Source organism: Rheinheimera baltica DSM 14885, from assembly GCF_000425345.1.
GTDB classification, from domain to species: Bacteria; Pseudomonadota; Gammaproteobacteria; order Enterobacterales; family Alteromonadaceae; genus Alishewanella; species Alishewanella baltica.
The window spans coordinates 1-17209 of the sequence record NZ_AUDG01000004.1; the positions used below are offsets into that span (position 1 = coordinate 1).

Below are 17209 nucleotides of genomic sequence, written 5' to 3' on the forward strand. Positions count from 1 at the left end.
CTGCTGCTGAGCAATTTAGCTTCATTAGTGCTGATATTACTGGGTGTTGGGCTGACCGTAGCCAATCAGCAACGCCGGTTCCAGGCAAACAGCTATCGGGATAAACGTGTCTTATCGTTTCATACCTTGGGGTTAAGAGCGGTGGCAAAGCAGGTAATGTTTACAACAACACAGTGGCGCAGTACCTTGCGCCACTGCAAACACTTGCTAGATACAACGAGTTACAACATTGAATGCGGGGGCTAAATTCGTGGGGATCCCTCAGGGTCTAACCAAATGCGCATGCTGTAATCGCCGGCGCCGAATAACCGCACTGCACCCACGCCTTCTATCCGCGCCAGCTCATCTTTAACATTCAGCGCCGCATAGTTAGACAGATACAGCATGTCATAGCGGTTATCCGGTGAGGTTAAATGCACCACCATGGTTAAATCAGGTGATGATTTTTCAGTAACCACGCCTAAACGTTGTACTTCCTGCGGCAAACGCGGCTTGGCGCGCTCTACCCGGCTTTGTACCTGGGTTTGCGCTAAATCAACGTTGGTACCGATAGCAAAAGTAACGGTTAATGTCATGCGGCCATCCGAGGTGGCCTGGGATGACATATACAGCATGTCTTCCACGCCGTTAATTTCCTGCTCCAACGGCGAGGCCACCGTTTCGGCAATCACCTTTGGGTTAGCGCCCGGATAGTTTGCGGTAACCACCACTGTGGGTGGCACCACTTCAGGATATTCAGTAATCGGCAACTGCCATACTGCTATCGCACCGGTAATAAAAAACAGCAGCGAGATAACAGCGGCGAATATCGGCCGGCGGATAAAAAATTGCGATAACATTTTTGGCTCCTTAGCCGCGATTTGCTGCAGTGTCAGTGTTTACTTTCTGGACACTGTTTACTTCAGCGGTTAGTGCGCTGCTGGTTTGGTCCAGCAGTTTTTGTGTATTACGAAGGGCGGCTAATTGCTCGTTGCTGGCCATTTCAACCAATTTAGGCGCTACTTGCATACTGGGGCGAACGCGCTGCAGGCCATTAACCACTATGCGATCACCTGCGTTTAGCCCGCTGCTGACAATACGCAGGCCATTAACTTTTTCACCCAAGGTAACAGCGCGGTATTCCAACTGATTACTGGCATTAACAAGCAGGACAAACTTGTTGTTTAAGTCGGTGCCTATAGCTTTTTCGTCAATTAGCACGCCATCATATGAATTACTGCCGACCAGTTTTATGCGGGCAAATAGTCCGGGTAACAAATCGTTTTCGCTATTGTTGAAACTGGCGCGAATACGAATAGTGCCGGTTTGCGGGTCAATGCGGTTATCGACAAAGTCGATGTTGCCAATATGGCCGTAACCGTTATCAGATGCCAATGCCATGGTTACCGGATTCGCCGTTTCGTCGCGGGTGTCAGCGCGCTTACCGTCAGCCGACAACCAGGCGTATTTCAAATAGGTTTGTTCATCCACGTCAAAGTAGGCATACATTTTATCTACCGATACCAGGCTGGTAAGCTGGCTTTGTCCTGCATTAACATAGTTACCGGCCGTAACTTGAGCGTACGATACCCGCCCACTAATTGGCGCGCGCACGCTGGTGTAGCTTAAGTCGAGCTCGGCCCTATCAAGCGCCGCCTTTACTGAGGCAACACTGGCCGCAGTTTGCTGCTTGCGCGCCTGGCGGCTGTCCAACACTTCGGCCGATATTGCGCGCTGGCTGCTAAGTTTTTCTGCCCTTGCGTAATCGTTCTGCGCTAATACGGCCGCACTTTGTGCGCTTTGCCATTCGGCTTTTAAGCGCGCAACCTCTGCAGCAAACGGGCGCGGGTCAATTTGTACCAGTAAGTCGCCTTTCTTAACCAAGGCGCCTTCATTAAAATGGACTTGTTCAATATATCCTGACACGCGCGGCATCAGGTTTACCGTTTGCGGTGCCTGCAAGCGGCCAGTAAATTCATCCCATTCGGTGATACGCTCATACACCACTTGCGCCACGCTTACCTGCGGTGCAGCCGGTGCTTGAGGCTGGTTCGCCGCCTCCGGATTACCACAAGCAGCCAACACCAGGGCAGCAACGCTTGCTAACATAAAAGTTCTAATAGTGTTTTTCCTGCTCATGACGCTGTTCTCCACACTCTTGTTAACGGTTGCAAAAAATTGCATAAAATAAAACTTGTTAATTCTGTACTGGTCGGTAAATATATAGAACACATAAAAACTGTCAATATAATTTTGTACCAATCGGTAAATTAATTTAATTCTACGGTAAAAAAATTGGTTCTAAGGCTGAAACAGCACTATTGCAGTGCCGACGATTTCACTAAGCCAACGGAGGCTACTGTCAGGCTATGTCAGTATTGTAAGGCGCCACCATACCGGGTTTAATGCCGGATACCGGCGCATTATTGCCTGAAACTCCTGCGCTGCGGCCTGACCACAGCTTTACTGAACGATCGTAAGCGCCTGGGAGGCATAGCTGATGTCAGTGGCAAGATATCTGTACTCAACGGTAAGTAACCCTTGCTGGACATGGGGTCTTTTGCTGTTTACTATATCAGCATGTTTTAATGTAGGAGCAGAGCCATGCCAGAAGTAAATTGCACGCCGCATGTCGGCCGGCCACGCGCCTTCGATACCAACACTGCGCTGGAAAAAGCGTTAGAAGTATTCTGGCGTAAAGGCTATGACGGCACATCATTAACCGATCTGACTGACGCTATGGGCATAAATAAACCCAGCTTATATGCTGCTTTTGGCAACAAAGAACAGCTGTTTTTAAAAGCTATTGAGCTATACGAAAGCCGCCCTTGTTCTTTCTTTCTGCCAGCGCTGGAAAAAACCACTGCCTATGAAGTTGCAGAACATATGCTGTTTGGTGCTGCGATGAATATGGCTGATACTGGCAAACCGCAGGGCTGTGTGGTGGTACAAGGTGCACTGTCGTGCAGCGAAGCGGCAGCTACAGTAAAAGAAGCACTGATGAACCGCCGTGTAGAGGGCGAGCAAAAAATGCGCGAACGCTTTGAGCGCGCGAAGCAAGAAGGCGATTTACCCGCCAATGCCGATGCTGAAACCTTAGCCCGTTACCTGGGTACCGTATTACAAGGTATGGCTGTGCAGGCTAACAACGGCGCCAGCGCCGAGCAATTGCGCGAAGTTGCAAAACTAACACTAATGGCATTTCCGCGCTAATTCGCCTGCCTTAAACTCCACTGTTATTGCCTATTCCTGCAAACCGGCACTGCGGCAATAGGCAAAGCCCCGGCGGCTGCTTATACTGCGTTTATCAATACCGTGGAGAAGCCGCTATGACTGACGAACGTGAACGCTTGCGCCAGCAAATGCTTCAGCCGCTGTTGCAAACAATACAGTCCAACGGCCTGAGTGAAACCAACATCCCGGGCGTAAAGCTATACCATAGTGACGGCCCTACCTCTGCAACGCCAACTATTTACCAACCTGCGTTGTGTTTGCTGGTGCAAGGTTCAAAGCGGGTATGGTTGGGTGATGAACAACTGCAGTACCACGAACTGCAATATCTTATTGCGCCGGTAACCTTGCCGGTAAGCGGTAAAATTATTACCGCCAGCACCGACAGGCCCTACATTGCTCTGCTGATAAACCTGGATTTGCGTGAACTGACAGATCTGATAATTGATATAGCTCACAAGGTAACACCATCGGCTATGCCTGCCCGCGGTATTGCTGTTGGCGATGCGGACCTGTGTCTTTTGTCAGTATTTCAGCGTCTGACACAGTTGCTGCAATCACCGCAAGATATTCCAATACTGTTGCCGTTGCTGAAGCGTGAAATGCTGTACCGCTTATTGCTTGGGCCGGTTGGCAGTCAACTGCGCGAATTCACGCAAATAGACAGTCAGGCACACCGCATCAGCAAAGTCATAGAAATGCTGAATCAGCGCTACAACCAGCCGCTGCGTATTAAAGAGCTGGCTGATGCTGCGCATTTAAGCGAATCAGCATTGTTTCAAAGCTTTAAAGCCGTGACCTCAATGTCGCCGCTGCAGTTTCAAAAACAGCTGCGTTTAAACGAAGCGCGGCGCATTATGCTGTATGAAGGCTTAGAGGCCGCGACAGCAAGCTACAAGGTAGGTTATGAAAGCCCGTCACAGTTTAGTCGCGAATACAGCCGCTTATTTGGTGCGCCACCGAAAGCCGATGTCGCGCGTTTTCGCCAAACGCTGTAAATTTTCTGCTGTGGCTACTGTTTAAACTGCACGCAAGGCTTTATGATCACCGCCTCTGTTGCTGCCAACTGCGCCCACTATGTCATCCACTATGAAAAACATGCTGCTGTACCTGGTTACTGTATTAATCTGGGGCTCTACCTGGTTTGCCATTGAGTTTCAGCTCGGTGAAGTGGCGATAGAGGTATCACTGGCGTATCGTTTTATTTTATCAGCCATTTTGATGTGGCTGTTTTGTGTATGGCGCCGGCTGCCAATGCGCTTTAGCGCCAAAGATCATGGCTTTATTGCGTTGTTGGCGCTGTTTAACTTTGCGCTGAATTACATTCTTATTTACCAGGCGCAGCAGTATTTAACCTCGGCCATGACCGCCATTGCCTTTACCACCATGTTGCTAATGAACATTGTTAATACCCGGCTGTTTTTCGGCAAGCCGGTAGCCAAACGCATTTATTTCGGTGCCTTAATGGGCATCGCCGGCATAATAGTACTGTTTTACCCGGATTTAGACGGGTTGGATTTTACCAACGCCAGCTTAATTGGCTTAGTGCTGGTACTGGGCAGCGCACTTAGCGCATCGCTTGGCAACATGGCCAGTGTACGTAACTCGCGCGCCGGTTTGCCTATTACTCAGGTTAACGCCTGGGGCATGCTCTATGGCGCCATCGGCCTGACGGCACTGGTGCTGTTCAGCGGCACACCGTTTACTTTCAGTACCTCGCCGGCCTTTATTATTTCGTTGCTGTACCTGGCGGTATTTGGCTCGGTAATCGCCTTTGCTACTTACTTTGCGCTGTTAAAAGGTATGGGGCCGGAAAAAGCCAGCTACACCATAGTGCTGTTTCCGCTGGTCGCCGTAGTGCTAAGCACCCTGTTTGAAGACTTTGCCTGGAGTGGCTACACCTTTGCCGGCTTTGCTTTGGTGCTGCTGGGTAATGCGCTGGTACTAACGCCGTTTGCCAAAATTAAAGCGTTATTGCTAACACGCCAACCGCAACTAGCCCCCTAAACAGCATACATCTTTAATACGGCATTTAAAGCAAATCAATTAGCTTTAAATGCCGCCGTTACATGGCTTAAGCTACTTTTTCTCAGTAACCACGGGTTGAGCATTTAAAAAGCCCCAGATAAAGTCAGCCTGCATTACTTCCATTTCTGGTGAAGAATTGTTGTCGCGGTAGTACCAGTCCGGATTAGGAATACCGTTATGACTACGGAAATAGCCAAAGTCAGACAAACTGGTTTCAAACACCGAAAGCGCTAAAAAATGTTTAAAGCTGCTGGCCGGATCTAGCTTATCACCCGGTTTAGTCCCTAACGCTGCAACGCCGGCTCTGGAGTGACAACCTATGCAGCTAGAGCCATCCATAAAGCCTGCCTCGGTGACTGAATTACCCAAAAATGTGGGTTGGCCTATGGCGTTGACATATTCAACCTGTGAGCCTTTAAGGCGATAATTCAACCAGGCCTTATTTGCCGCGGCCGGTTCAAACGCATTGGTACTGGTTTTAGTGCCAATATTCATTGCACTAAGCAACTTTTGCCATTCTGGCCGAATTGTTTCAATTGGATATCCAGCGTCATGGTGCAGCACTATGCTACTTTGATTCAGGTTGTCTGATTGCTGGTTAGGCACAACATAATTGTCTGCCGTATTGGCCGGTCTTGCGTCTGCACTACTGTAGCCATAGGCGTCGTTACACCCCGTTACGTCGCAACGACCGGGCAGCGCAATGTGCTCAAACGTTGTCCAAACCCAATTTGGGATGTCTTTGGAGGAAATATGAAACGCGACTAAATAATGCACGCCCTCAAGATTACAGCTTGCTGTAGGGTCTTCCGACAACCCCAGTGCGTTTAGGTTTATTTGCGTCGCCAGGTATTTACTGGCGTAAGCATTAGCGTCGGTATCCATGCCAAGCTGTGCCGCCAGATCCTTATGCAGCCAGTTACTTTTTATCATTACCGCATCGGAGGGTAAGTCAATTCTCACCAAGGACGCCGGTTGGCCGTCATGCGCCGACTGGTTATTTTTACGATAGGGCGCGTCTTGCTGCATATTTGCCTGATTGGCAAAAAACACATCAAGTGCGCCGTTAGCATTGTACAAGTTATTGTTAAACAGGTAGTTATGAAAAACCTGATTACGCACTGTCAGCTCAGCATTGGTTTGTCGAATAACCCTGCCAATACTTTGCGGATCTGCCGGTTTAAACGCTTTAGAGATAGCCGGAACCATATTTTTTGTCTGGCCATTCACCGTCACGGCTTCACAGTTTGCCGGTTCTGTACTGGCAGACTGCGCCTTAAGCATGGCAGCCGTATTAACTTTAGTTAACGGGTTAAGCTGGCTATGAAAGGGTAAGCGAGTGTGGCGCTTTAGCTCACTGCTTTTAGCATGTTCAACGGCTTTATCCGGCTTGGCTTTAGCCAATGCAGTTAACTGCGATGTAAACTGCTCCCCCGGGAACACCGGGCAATGTTCTTTGCTGTTATTTTTGTCGCCAGGCAGGCAACAATTCTCGCTGGCACCCGGTTTCTGCCCCGCCTGGCAAAGCGGGTAGGGTTCTGCCGGCCAGTTCTGTCGCTCGTCAGCCCAGTTTGACCAAAACTTATCGGTAATAACCTCGGCAAACAGTTTCCAGGAAAACATATCCGGGCACGTCATCGCCGGGTTACTGATTAATTTGCCGCTAATTTTGTTCACTGCCTGCAACTGGCCAGACACCAGTTTCATTGAGCAGTATTCACTATCTTTAATAGCTGATTGAAAATACATCGCATAATCTACAGCGCTGGGTTTAGCATCATCTGCCAGCACAGGTAAAGAACATAACAGACACGTAGCAGTAAAAGTTATCAGCTTCATATTAAGGCTCCATTTACAATATCCTGAGGTAACAAGCGGTACAGTTGCTGTAAACACGCTTTAAGGCCTGGCCGCACTTGTAACACTTGCGTTGCAGGTGGATAAAATTTAGATCAGGAAATGCACCGCGTAATGATATTCAATGGAGAAAAAACTGATATTACGTTAAGCGTCGTAACAGCCAACTGCAACCCAATATACAGGTAAACAATATCTCGAAGCACAAACTGAAACTTTGCCGTTAATCATATTTTGTACCCACCTTTTGCGGTGAATGGTGCTCGACTCTCTTTTATGCTAGATTCGATATCTGTTTAAAAATCAAACAGGAAAGCCCCACTGTGTTGCGTGTTCTGCGCCTCCAATTATTATTCTTACTGTGCTGCCTCGGTATACCCACTTTAGCCGAACAGGTCGATTTTTCTCATTTGTATAAACAAATAGACACTGCCCGCCAGCAAGGTGATATGGATAAGGCTGACCAACTAGCCCTGAGTTATAGTGAGTTAGCGAACCAGCAAAAAGATCTTGTTGAACAGGGCAAAGCCTATTACGCCCTGGGCAGAAATGCCATGGAGCGCAATAACTACCCTGAAGCAAAAAAGCAGCTGCAACAAGCTGTTAGTTTGTTTCAGCAAAGCGAGCAGTCAATACTTTTGGCCAACGCCTTACGCCAACTAGGCCTGACTTTTCGCTACCAAAGTGACTACAGTACAGCGCTAAATTATACTTATCAGGCGATGCACATTTATCAAACAGAGCAAGATACCAGCGCCATAGCATCGGCCTATAACACTATTGGTACTATTCTTGAGAATATGGGCCAATATGAAGAGGCATTACAGGCTCACCAAAACGCACTAAAGTTGCATAATGAGCTGGGCAATCAAAGTGGTATTGCCAGCGCTATTTACAACGTCGGCGATTTATTCAGAGTGATGGGCGACAACGACAAAGCCCTGAGTTATTTTTTGCAGTCACTCGAACTTGATATGGCCAGCGGTGATCCACGGGACATCGCTTATAGCCATAACAAACTGGGCTATTTGTATAGTGAGTCAGGTAATTTTGCCCAAGCTGAACAGCATCTAAACCAAGCTCTGGCACTCTTTAAGCAAATTCATGCCCCCCGGGACGCTGACTGGGCGCGAACAAATTTGGCGAAGCTCGCCATGGAGCAAGCCGATTATGCCAAAGCTCAACAGCTGCTAGACGGCGTGATCGGCCGTGCTATTGAGCAACACTATAAAAGTTTATTAGTAGATGCATATAAGCTTGGTGCCGAGTTAGCCATTAACAAAGGTGACAATAATGCAGCGCTGGCCTATATAGATGCCGGCGTAACGCAAGCTCGCCTGAACAATGAACGCGCCGATGAAGCCCAACTGGAAAAATTTCGAGTCGAGGTTTTAATTAAACAGGATGCTGTTAGGGAGGCGCTCGCGGCTTTGCAGCGACAAAAGCAACTGGACGATGACATTTTCAATACCAAACGGGTGACAGCCATAGCCAGTATTCAGGCTCAGGTAGACTTTACCCGCCAGCAAAATCAAATTGAGCTGCTAAAAAAGGAACAAGCTTTACAACAAGTGAAAACGGAACAGCAAAAGTCAGCCCGCAATTTATGGATCCTTAGCCTGATAGCAGGCTTCGTAATATTGTTGATGCTGTACCGCCGGCACATTCAAAAAAGGCTAAATAGGCTTTTAGTTCAACAAGTAGATGCCAGAACGTTGGAGCTTAACCAAAAAAATCAGGAGCTGCAGCTCGCCTATCAAAAGCTAGAGACCATTAGCCTGACAGACAAGCTTACCGGTTTGCACAACCGTCATTTCCTTGAGAGCCATATAGAAAATGATTTAGACCATTGCCAACGTTTATATCAAGACTGGCGGGCCGGTAAAACTGCCAAACCCGAAAACGCAGATCTCGTCGTGTTTCTTATCGATCTGGATAATTTCAAAGCGCTGAATGACACCTACGGTCATAATATCGGTGACGAAGTCCTTAAAAGACTAAAACACAGAATGCAACAGGTGTTTCGTCAAACCGATTATCTGGTGCGCTGGGGCGGTGAAGAATTTGTTGCCGTGGCCCGCTTTATACACCGAGAAGATGCAAAAACCCTTGCCCAGCGTTTTATCGAGACGATACAGCAAAGCCCTTTTATCATTGAAGGGCTAGCACCGTTGCAGGTTAGCTGTTCTCTGGGTTATGCCTGTTATCCGTTGGATATGAACCAACAAAACAGTCACTGGCCCACCCTGCTAAGGCTGGCAGATTTAAGCCTGTACGCCGCTAAATACTCTGGCCGAAACGGCTGGGTGGGTATAGAAGACTGCAAAACACAGCTAACCTCTGCCAATATTAGCGCTGCGCAGTTACAACATTGGCTAGATCAAAACAAAGTAATAGTACATCACTCGTTTCCTGGCTCACTCTACTGGCAGCAGCCCTAACCAACTTAAACGCTTTGAGAAAATCATATCTTAGGCAAAAACTCAGACAATGCTTTAAAAAAAGCATATTCATCCAACCCGGCGCGGTTAAGAGGTTTAGCCTGCGCACTCCACATCGCTACCACCAGCTGTTTATCGGGGTCAACAAACACATACTGACCAAAAATGCCCTCGGCGGCATAGCTTTTGCCGTGCATCGGCCAGAGCATATAGCCATAATCAACTGTTTTGCCGCCAATGTTCTGCCTGCTGCTGGCCGCTTTCATCCACCCCTCTGGCAGCACCCGCTGTGTGTTACCATCTAATTCGATAACACCGTCATTAAGCCAAAATAAGCCCAAACGTGCATAGTCACGCAACGTAGCCGACAAACCGCTACCACCTATTTCCAGCCCATCGGGAGATTGCAGCCACCAGTTAGCGTCGGCCTGCATACCCAGCTTCGACCAGATTTTCTCTGACAAATACTGCGCCACCGGCTTGCCGGTAGCCGCTTGCACCAAAGCACCGGCAAGCTGGGTTTCGCCGGTACTGTAGTTCCATACTGTACCGGGTTTGGCTGCACGTGGTAGCGCCGCCATTAAATCTAAAATAGCGCCGGGTTGCTGGTTTAGTTGCGCCTCCAGCATACGCCGTCTGTCGGATGCAGGATCGGTGTAGGTTTCGTTCCACGCCACGCCGGAACTCATTTGTAGCAGGTGTTTCACCGTTACGCCATCGTAGGCGGTACCCTTAAAACGTGGCAAATAGTTAACGATAGGGTCATTAATACTATTGATATGGCCGTCGTGTATTGCAGCGCCAATTAAGGTTGCAGTAACCGACTTAACCACCGACATCGACATCCAGCGCGTATCCGGGTTATTGCCCAGCAGGTACTTTTCAAATAAAATTTCACCGTTGTGGATAATCAGCAGGCCGCTGACACGGTTCATCGACAACACATCATAAAGATCATACGTTTTGCCATCTACCCGATAAGAAAAATCCTGCAGCGGCTGCTCACTCAACGGCAAAGTGCTTACTGCCCCGCCACGCGCTACGGTGCGGGTTGGGAACAGCCGGTCGATATTGCGAAAAGTATTAACCTGAATATCCGGATACAGCTTGCCGTCGTAAATCTGCCGCACAGTGCCGATAGGCTCATGCATATGGCGATAGGCTAACGGCGCCACCGCATCTGCTGAGCGCGTTTTTTCTGCGGCGTTAGCAAGGCCGCTTAGGTTGAGCAATATGGCTAAGGTAGCAATGGTGGTAGTTTGTATGACGTACATTGGGTACCTATCCTTTTTTATTGGTGACATCAGTGCTTAAACGTACTACTCATTATAGCGCTTGTCGCAGCCGCACAAATCGCGCAAAGCGCGGCAAGCCATGTTTGGTCAGGCCGTTATAGCGGTAGGTAATTACGCTGCCAATTGGCGGTGGTGTCTGGCGTAGTGCATCGGTTAAACCACTGCCAATAGCAAACTCTTTACCATCAGCAGTTTTAACCACCAAAGCCCCCACCATGCCTTGATATTTTCCCTTGCCCGGCCGGTAACCAATTACCTGCGCTTCAGTGTCTTGATAGGTTTTCAGCTTTAGTAAATCGCTGCTTCTGCCAGTTTTATATAAGGCATCCTGATGATGTAACATTAAACCCTCGGCACCGCTGGCTTCCAACTCATTTAGTTTGGCCATAAGCTGCGCGTTATCAGCCAGCCGAAACTGTGGCACTACGGTTAAGAAAGGAGTGTTATGTTGCCGAGCAATATTGTGCATTGCATCAATACGCTGGCTAAATGTCCCCTCGGCATTGGGCAATTCGAAGATGTAATAGCGAATTTGCTGCCATTCATTATCAACAGCCTGATGTTTACTGACAATACTGAGTGTCTGTGCAAATTGATTGCGCCCCAGCCACAGTTCACCATCTAATTCATGACCAGGAAAATCAGCTACAAACCAGCCAGGTGCAGCAATCACATTGCCGCCACGGGAGATAAGCTGTGCACCATTCCAAAATGCGCGCACACCATCAAGCTTTTCACTCACCCAATATTGCTGAACATCGATGTTGTCACTATAGACTTCAGCGAGCAATAGGTCCGGTTTCGTTGCAGCTGCCAGCTGAAAGCAGCAGAGTAACAAAACAATAATTAACTTATTAGTCACCATTTAGCATCTTTTAATTTAAAGGCATAAGTATAGTGACACACGCTGTTTCAGCAAGTTGAAGCTGACTGCGTTAATTAATAATTGGTTTTAGGTAATCATTATCAAGTTGCCGCATTTGCCGTTCAACCCAGTTCACGCGCTGCAGCAAATAAGGCGTTAACTGGCGCGGATCACGCTTACGCGGGCTGGGCAATACCACGGCAAGCCGCGCGGCCTCGTTAATGGTTAGCTTGCTGGCCGACTTACCATAATAATGCAGGCTGGCCGCTTCCACGCCATAAATGCCTTTGCCAAATTCGGCGATATTTAAATACACCTCTAATATACGTTTTTTACCCCAAATCACTTCCAGACTTACGGCAAACATCGCTTCCAAACCCTTGCGAGCAATGCTTCGCCCGGGCCATAGCAACAAGTTTTTCGCCGTTTGCTGGCTAATGGTACTGGCACCACGCAGGCCATTGCCATCGTCGTACTGATCAAGCGCCTTACTAATGGCGCTGAAATCAACACCAAAGTGCTGCGGAAAACCTTGGTCTTCAGAGGCAACCATGGCCAGCGGCACATGCGCAGGCAGCTTATCAATGCTTATCCAATGCTGACTAACAGGATAAGGACTTTGCAGCATAAAAGCAGATGTTGGTGGCGGTACAAAGCGAAGCACCAGTAGAGATATCAGTAACAACAGCACCAACGCCAGCAATAAACGCCAGGCAACAAACCAGGCCCAACCGAAAAAACCGCGCTCACCTTGTGTCATTTATCCTCTCTTGTCAGGTCAGGCCAGCCTTTAAGGCGTAGTCGCCTGCAACAGGCAACAGTATAGGAAATTGCGCGGCAATAACAATTGGATCTGCTTCGCACCGCCTCAGCTTTGCGGCACGTCTTCGATCAATTGCCGATGCACGCACACCGCGGTACTCTTCGGACGGATAGTTTCGCCTCTGCCCTCAAGGTGGGCCCGCGTAAAGGCCGCCCCGAACAGCAGGATCATGGAGGAATAGTTTACCCACAGCAGCAACAGTGCCAGAGAACCAGCAGCGCCATAGGCCGATGCTGTCGCAGTGTAAGCCAGATAAGTGGCGATCAAAGAACGACCCGCCGTAAACAACACTGCGGTGATAAAGGCACCTGGCAGCACGTCGCGCCAGGACAGCCGAACATCGGGCAGGATTTTAAACATAGCCGCGAACAACAACGTGATCACCAGCAGCGACAGCAATAATTCCATGCCTACCATTGTCCAACCCGGAACCGGCAGCCATTCCTCAGCGAACGCCATTATGCTGCGCAAGGCCACAGACAATAACAGCGAAACCAACATAATAAAGCCGATGGCCAGAATGATGGTCAGCGACAGCAAACGGCTCTTGATAAAGATCCACAGGTTGCTTCTGGCTGGACGAGGCGCAACATCCCAAATCTGATTCAGCGACTGCTGCATCTGTGCGAAAACCGTGGTGGCACCCACTATGGTGGCCACGATGCCGATTAACGCCGGCCAGACGCCACTTTGGTCAATCTGCGAATTGCTCACCGCCGTCTGCACCACCCCGGCGGCTTCCGTACCCAGTGTTGCTTCGAGCTGCGCGAAGAGTTGCCCCTGAACAGCGCTCTCACCGATAATAAGCCCAACCAGAGCCACCACCACGACCAAAATAGGCGCAATAGAAAAAACAGTGAAAAACGCCAAAGCGGCGGCGTAAATAAAAGCCTGGCTAGCCAGCCAGTGCCGCAGCGCAGCGCCAAAAATACCCAGCCAGTGCCGCACCACAGCAGGGAGTTTGTTGTAAAACCGGAAAACCATAGTGAAAAATTCCTCCGTATAGTAGCCAATGTCGCGCTATCACAATTAATTCACTTAAAAACCCACTTAAATTCACACCATATAGCTAGTGTGGCCTCTGTATTGAGTCAGCCTGTAGCACACACTGTGCGCCCTTTGTTTTCAACTTTAAACCATTAAGGCGAACTTTATGCATCATTTAACGATTTATGCAGCCGGGGCATGCACGCCAGAATTAAAATCGGCAGAACTGCCCCGGGCAAAAGATCTGCACGGTTACGCCGCAGAAGGCATCACTATCGTTGCACAACCAATGTGGGCCCAATTGAACTTGAATTAATAATTGGAAAAGGTTTCTTTCTCCAACTAAAATAAAAAATTTCCTAATACAATAAGTAGTTAGCATTGAACATCGACATTTTATGTGAAAATTTTCTACATAATTATTCAATTCATTTTGGCAATTGTTCTTCAGATACAGCTTTAAAGGAATACTTAAGTATTGTTAGATTCGTTAGATTGGGATACCTTCTAAATGATAGCGTTGTTCCTTAAGCAGAACCGGCTTAAATAGTGAAAACTAGCTTGAAAAATGCAGGGATTTAAAGTGATGTTATATTTTGAGGATGAATAATGTTTAATAAAACTTTTTTGCCGTTGATTCTTGCTATGTTGGCACCAGCACTATACGCAACACAACCTCCAACCAAAGAGCAAATTAGCAAGTACAAACAAGACGGAACCTATGAGCAAAGAGTTGAGGCGGTTAAGTCGCTTAATAATCACCATTTCAACCCTGCTTTAGTCAGAACTTTTGCTAAGAATCACTTTACCGGAAAAGAGAAAGCCCTAAACACCTTAGATCAAGGACCAACGCCCATTGATGGCGCTTTCCCCAGTATTGGCTCACCAAAAATGCTGGTATTGCTGGTTGAGTTTCCAGATTATCCGAAAAATGGCACTAACACCCGCGAGTCAGTTCACGAGCGAATTTTTGGCGCTGGCAATCCAGAAGAGTTTCCTTATGACAGTCAACGCAACTTCTATTTGCGATCTTCTTACAACAAACTTGATATTCAGGGTAACGTTTTAGACTGGTATAAAACTGACTACAATAGACCTTTGGAGGATAGTAACAATTCCTGGTGGCAAGTGTGGCAACGCATTATCAAAGATGCAATAAATTACCATGAAGCTCAGGGCCACGACTTTAGTCAGTATGACAATGACAATGATGGTGACATAGACTACGCGGCAGTAATTTGGACAGGCCCAACCGGAGAGTGGGCAAGTTTGTGGTGGGGAACTTTCTCTGGGTTTGGTGACGATTCCTTTACTGTAGACGGCAAAACTTTAAGTAACATATCTTGGCAACAAATTTCATATCAGGAAGACGAAGGGCCATTTTCACCATCAACGCTAATCCATGAAACCGGACATGCTTTAGGTCTGCCAGATTATTACGACTACAACGATGATATCGGCCCCAAAGGTGGTTTAGGTGGTATGGACCAGATGGCGGGCAATCATGATCACAACAGCTTCAGCAAATATGTGTTGGGATGGTTAACACCAACAGTAATTGGCAGCGGCGCTCAGAATGTATCTTTATTACCATTTAGCGAAAAGCCAAGCGCTTTACTGCTAAACAAAGACGCTACGGCAGATAGTAAATGGGAAGAGTTTTATATTGTTGAATATCGAAACAGAAATGCGAATGATCAAAATCTACCTAATGACGGCATGGTTGTATGGCATGTAGATGCAACAATTAATGAATGGGGCTGGTTTGAAAATAATAACAGCTTTAGTGATGATAAGTTAATTCGATTAGTGCAAGCAGATGGACTCAATGAAATTGAGTTATATGGCCATGGAGCTGACGCAGAAGATTTTTTTACCACAGGTGATGAGTTTTCGCCAAATAGCCGGCCTCAAAGCCATTTAAATAATGGTGAGCACAGTGGTGTAGCGCTAACAAATATAAATCATTCTGAGGCAAATATTGCTCTGAATGCCGAGGTATATCCTTCGGTTCCCCGGTTTACTATTGAAAATATCAGCGATAAATCAGTAATACGAGTAGGGCAAAGCATAAGCATTAATGTTGATACACCAACTGAGTTGGACAAACTGGAACTATATTCCAATGACCAACTTGTTTACAGCTTTGCCGCCACCTCTCCTTTTGAATTAGATTTAACTAATGACCTGCTCAATAAAGGTTCACAAGAGCTCAAAATAGTAGCAACTAATCAACAGGGCTACAAAAGCACTGAATTTAGAGACATTGTTTATCTAGATGGCCAGCCAAGTAATTTGCTCATTAATCTTGACGCAGAGTTAGATGAACCACTTAACGATATGATGGCTAAAGCTGGAATGAGTGTTGTTCACTCTGAGTATTTTCTGCCACTTTCCGTGCAGGATTTTCCTGTTGTTCACTTAAATTTTGGTGCAGTTAACAGCCCATGGACAGATGTTGGTGGCGGTGTGTCTTCATCAACATTCATCGGCAGAGCAGCATCAACCGATGAAATTGCAATTATTGAAAATTACCTGACGCAAGGCGGTAATTTGATTTTAGAAGGAGAAGGTGTTTTTGGCTTAACCTCTGCCTTGCAGAGCCTCTTTGATATTGGCATTGCGCAATCAGGAATTAATTTAAACAGAGTTAGCGGTGACAGCTTGTTTGATAATAAAACGGTTGATACAGATTTAAGTTCTAATCCCCGACTGATTTCCGCTGACTTGTTTGAGTCTGGGAGTGAGCAAGAAACCACAGATTTACTGACTGGCACGGGCAGTTATTACGACAGTGACGCAGCTCAATGGTTAGACGTTTCTGGCTCGTGCGCACAAAGCAAAACAGTTGGTGCTGCAAATGCTAAGGTCGTTATAGCCAGTTGTTTAACACGTTATCTGGCAAACAAAGATAAAGCTGCAGTATACAATACCTATTTGGCACATTTTGGCGTTGAGCAGAAACTATCCGGTAATACAGTTCCTCAAATTAATGGCGGTAACGATATTGCAGCAGACGAACGTAGTGTTGTGAATTTGTCGGGTGTTGCAAATGATGCCGACGGTGATAGTTTATCGGTCAATTGGGCACAATTAAGTGGCGCTGTCGTATCATTAAACAATAACACGACATTAACCCCGTCATTTACTGCACCTGAAGTCACTGAAGACCAAGTGTTGGCGTTTCAGCTAACCGTTTCTGATGGTGAGGCAACAGTCACAGATACGGTTCGGGTCACGGTGAAGCACGTAAACAGAATACCGACAGTATCTGCAGGCACGGCTCAAACAATTAACGAAGGCACTTCCGTCACTATCAGTGCAACCGCAGATGATGCAGATGGAGATACTTTAACAATCACCTGGACACAAACGGCAGGTACAACAGTTTCTTTATCTGGCGGTGATTCTCTGACTGCCTCATTTGTTGCTCCTCAGGTCTCATCAGATATGACTCTAACTTTCCAGGTCAACGTTTCAGATGGTGAGGAAGAAGCAGTCGATAGTGTCTCAATTACCGTCCGAAACACAAGCACTGACAATGGCGGATCCAATGGTGATTCTTCTGGTAGCTCAGGCGGCGGCACCAGTGGATTCCTATTACTATTGATATCTGCGCTAGTTCTATGGCGAAGGGAACAAAGTATAAGTAAGTAATCATAAAAGTAGAGAAGCAAAATGCGTTGTCGTTTTGCTTCTTTTT

Annotated in this window: 12 protein-coding genes and 2 pseudogenes; 7 read left to right on the plus strand and 7 right to left on the minus strand. The window is 47.4% G+C overall.

Features of this window, described 5'->3' with window-relative positions:
* Window positions 1–246, plus strand: a pseudogene (locus tag H595_RS24250) (hypothetical protein); the annotation flags it as partial.
* A gap of 17 nt (window positions 247–263) precedes the next feature.
* Here H595_RS24250 and H595_RS0103085 read toward each other — a convergent pair.
* Window positions 264–839: pseudogene (locus tag H595_RS0103085) on the minus strand (efflux RND transporter permease subunit); the annotation flags it as partial.
* 10 nt (window positions 840–849) lie between these two features.
* Window positions 850–2118, minus strand: coding sequence for an efflux RND transporter periplasmic adaptor subunit (locus H595_RS0103090; RefSeq protein ID WP_027669876.1), 1269 nt, complete (start codon window positions 2116–2118; stop codon window positions 850–852).
* A 465-nt stretch (window positions 2119–2583) separates the two neighbouring features.
* Between H595_RS0103090 and H595_RS0103095 the strand changes: the two genes are divergently transcribed.
* The 3 genes from H595_RS0103095 to H595_RS0103105 all read left to right on the plus strand — a co-directional run bounded on the left by H595_RS0103095 (window position 2584) and on the right by H595_RS0103105 (window position 5217).
* A complete protein-coding gene (locus tag H595_RS0103095; RefSeq protein ID WP_027669877.1) occupies window positions 2584–3192 on the plus strand; it encodes a TetR/AcrR family transcriptional regulator in 609 nt (202 codons plus the stop codon).
* Window positions 3193–3308: 116 nt separating this feature from the next.
* Window positions 3309–4208, plus strand: a complete 900-nt coding sequence (locus H595_RS0103100) for an AraC family transcriptional regulator (RefSeq protein WP_027669878.1) — start codon at window positions 3309–3311, stop codon at window positions 4206–4208.
* A 91-nt stretch (window positions 4209–4299) separates the two neighbouring features.
* Window positions 4300–5217, plus strand: coding sequence for a DMT family transporter (locus H595_RS0103105; protein ID WP_027669879.1), 918 nt, complete (start codon window positions 4300–4302; stop codon window positions 5215–5217).
* 72 nt (window positions 5218–5289) lie between these two features.
* Here the strand turns inward: H595_RS0103105 and H595_RS21530 are convergent, their stop codons facing one another.
* Entirely contained in the window at window positions 5290–7077 is a 1788-nt protein-coding gene (locus tag H595_RS21530; protein WP_051219716.1) for a hypothetical protein, read from the minus strand.
* 467 nt (window positions 7078–7544) lie between these two features.
* On the opposite strand from H595_RS21530, the gene H595_RS21535 reads away from it, so the two are divergent.
* A complete protein-coding gene (locus tag H595_RS21535) occupies window positions 7545–9536 on the plus strand; it encodes a tetratricopeptide repeat-containing diguanylate cyclase (RefSeq protein WP_156885910.1) in 1992 nt (663 codons plus the stop codon).
* Window positions 9537–9559: 23 nt separating this feature from the next.
* On the opposite strand, the gene H595_RS21540 is transcribed toward H595_RS21535, so the two are convergent.
* The 4 genes from H595_RS21540 to H595_RS0103140 form a co-directional block, all read right to left on the minus strand.
* The gene (locus tag H595_RS21540; RefSeq protein ID WP_205623163.1) at window positions 9560–10810 is read right to left on the minus strand and encodes a serine hydrolase domain-containing protein; all 1251 of its coding nucleotides are present in this window, start codon (window positions 10808–10810) and stop codon (window positions 9560–9562) included.
* 52 nt (window positions 10811–10862) lie between these two features.
* Window positions 10863–11696 carry a DNA ligase gene (locus H595_RS0103130; RefSeq protein WP_027669880.1) on the minus strand — a complete coding sequence of 278 codons (834 nt, stop codon included), beginning with the start codon at window positions 11694–11696 and terminating at the stop codon, window positions 10863–10865.
* A 70-nt stretch (window positions 11697–11766) separates the two neighbouring features.
* On the minus strand, window positions 11767–12456 hold the full coding sequence (mtgA, locus tag H595_RS0103135; RefSeq protein ID WP_027669881.1) for a monofunctional biosynthetic peptidoglycan transglycosylase: 690 nt from the start codon (window positions 12454–12456) through the stop codon (window positions 11767–11769).
* 108 nt (window positions 12457–12564) lie between these two features.
* Window positions 12565–13503, minus strand: coding sequence for a YihY/virulence factor BrkB family protein (locus H595_RS0103140; RefSeq protein ID WP_027669882.1), 939 nt, complete (start codon window positions 13501–13503; stop codon window positions 12565–12567).
* Between the two features lie 169 nt (window positions 13504–13672).
* Between H595_RS0103140 and H595_RS24085 the strand changes: the two genes are divergently transcribed.
* Together H595_RS24085 and H595_RS0103150 are read left to right on the plus strand one after the other, a co-directional pair.
* Entirely contained in the window at window positions 13673–13822 is a 150-nt protein-coding gene (locus tag H595_RS24085; protein ID WP_156885911.1) for a hypothetical protein, read from the plus strand.
* A gap of 293 nt (window positions 13823–14115) precedes the next feature.
* Window positions 14116–17163, plus strand: coding sequence for a M6 family metalloprotease domain-containing protein (locus H595_RS0103150; RefSeq protein WP_027669883.1), 3048 nt, complete (start codon window positions 14116–14118; stop codon window positions 17161–17163).
* Window positions 17164–17209: the final 46 nt, after the last annotated feature.

Coding starts and splice junctions, on each gene's coding strand:
- H595_RS0103090 (WP_027669876.1), bottom strand. CDS start 2,118: ATGAGCAGGAAAAACACTATTAGAACTTTTATGTTAGCAAGCGTTGCT.
- H595_RS0103095 (WP_027669877.1), top strand. CDS start 2,584: ATGCCAGAAGTAAATTGCACGCCGCATGTCGGCCGGCCACGCGCCTTC.
- H595_RS0103100 (WP_027669878.1), top strand. CDS start 3,309: ATGACTGACGAACGTGAACGCTTGCGCCAGCAAATGCTTCAGCCGCTG.
- H595_RS0103105 (WP_027669879.1), top strand. CDS start 4,300: ATGAAAAACATGCTGCTGTACCTGGTTACTGTATTAATCTGGGGCTCT.
- H595_RS21530 (WP_051219716.1), bottom strand. CDS start 7,077: ATGAAGCTGATAACTTTTACTGCTACGTGTCTGTTATGTTCTTTACCT.
- H595_RS21535 (WP_156885910.1), top strand. CDS start 7,545: ATGGATAAGGCTGACCAACTAGCCCTGAGTTATAGTGAGTTAGCGAAC.
- H595_RS21540 (WP_205623163.1), bottom strand. CDS start 10,810: ATGTACGTCATACAAACTACCACCATTGCTACCTTAGCCATATTGCTC.
- H595_RS0103130 (WP_027669880.1), bottom strand. CDS start 11,696: ATGGTGACTAATAAGTTAATTATTGTTTTGTTACTCTGCTGCTTTCAG.
- mtgA (WP_027669881.1), bottom strand. CDS start 12,456: ATGACACAAGGTGAGCGCGGTTTTTTCGGTTGGGCCTGGTTTGTTGCC.
- H595_RS0103140 (WP_027669882.1), bottom strand. CDS start 13,503: ATGGTTTTCCGGTTTTACAACAAACTCCCTGCTGTGGTGCGGCACTGG.
- H595_RS24085 (WP_156885911.1), top strand. CDS start 13,673: ATGCATCATTTAACGATTTATGCAGCCGGGGCATGCACGCCAGAATTA.
- H595_RS0103150 (WP_027669883.1), top strand. CDS start 14,116: ATGTTTAATAAAACTTTTTTGCCGTTGATTCTTGCTATGTTGGCACCA.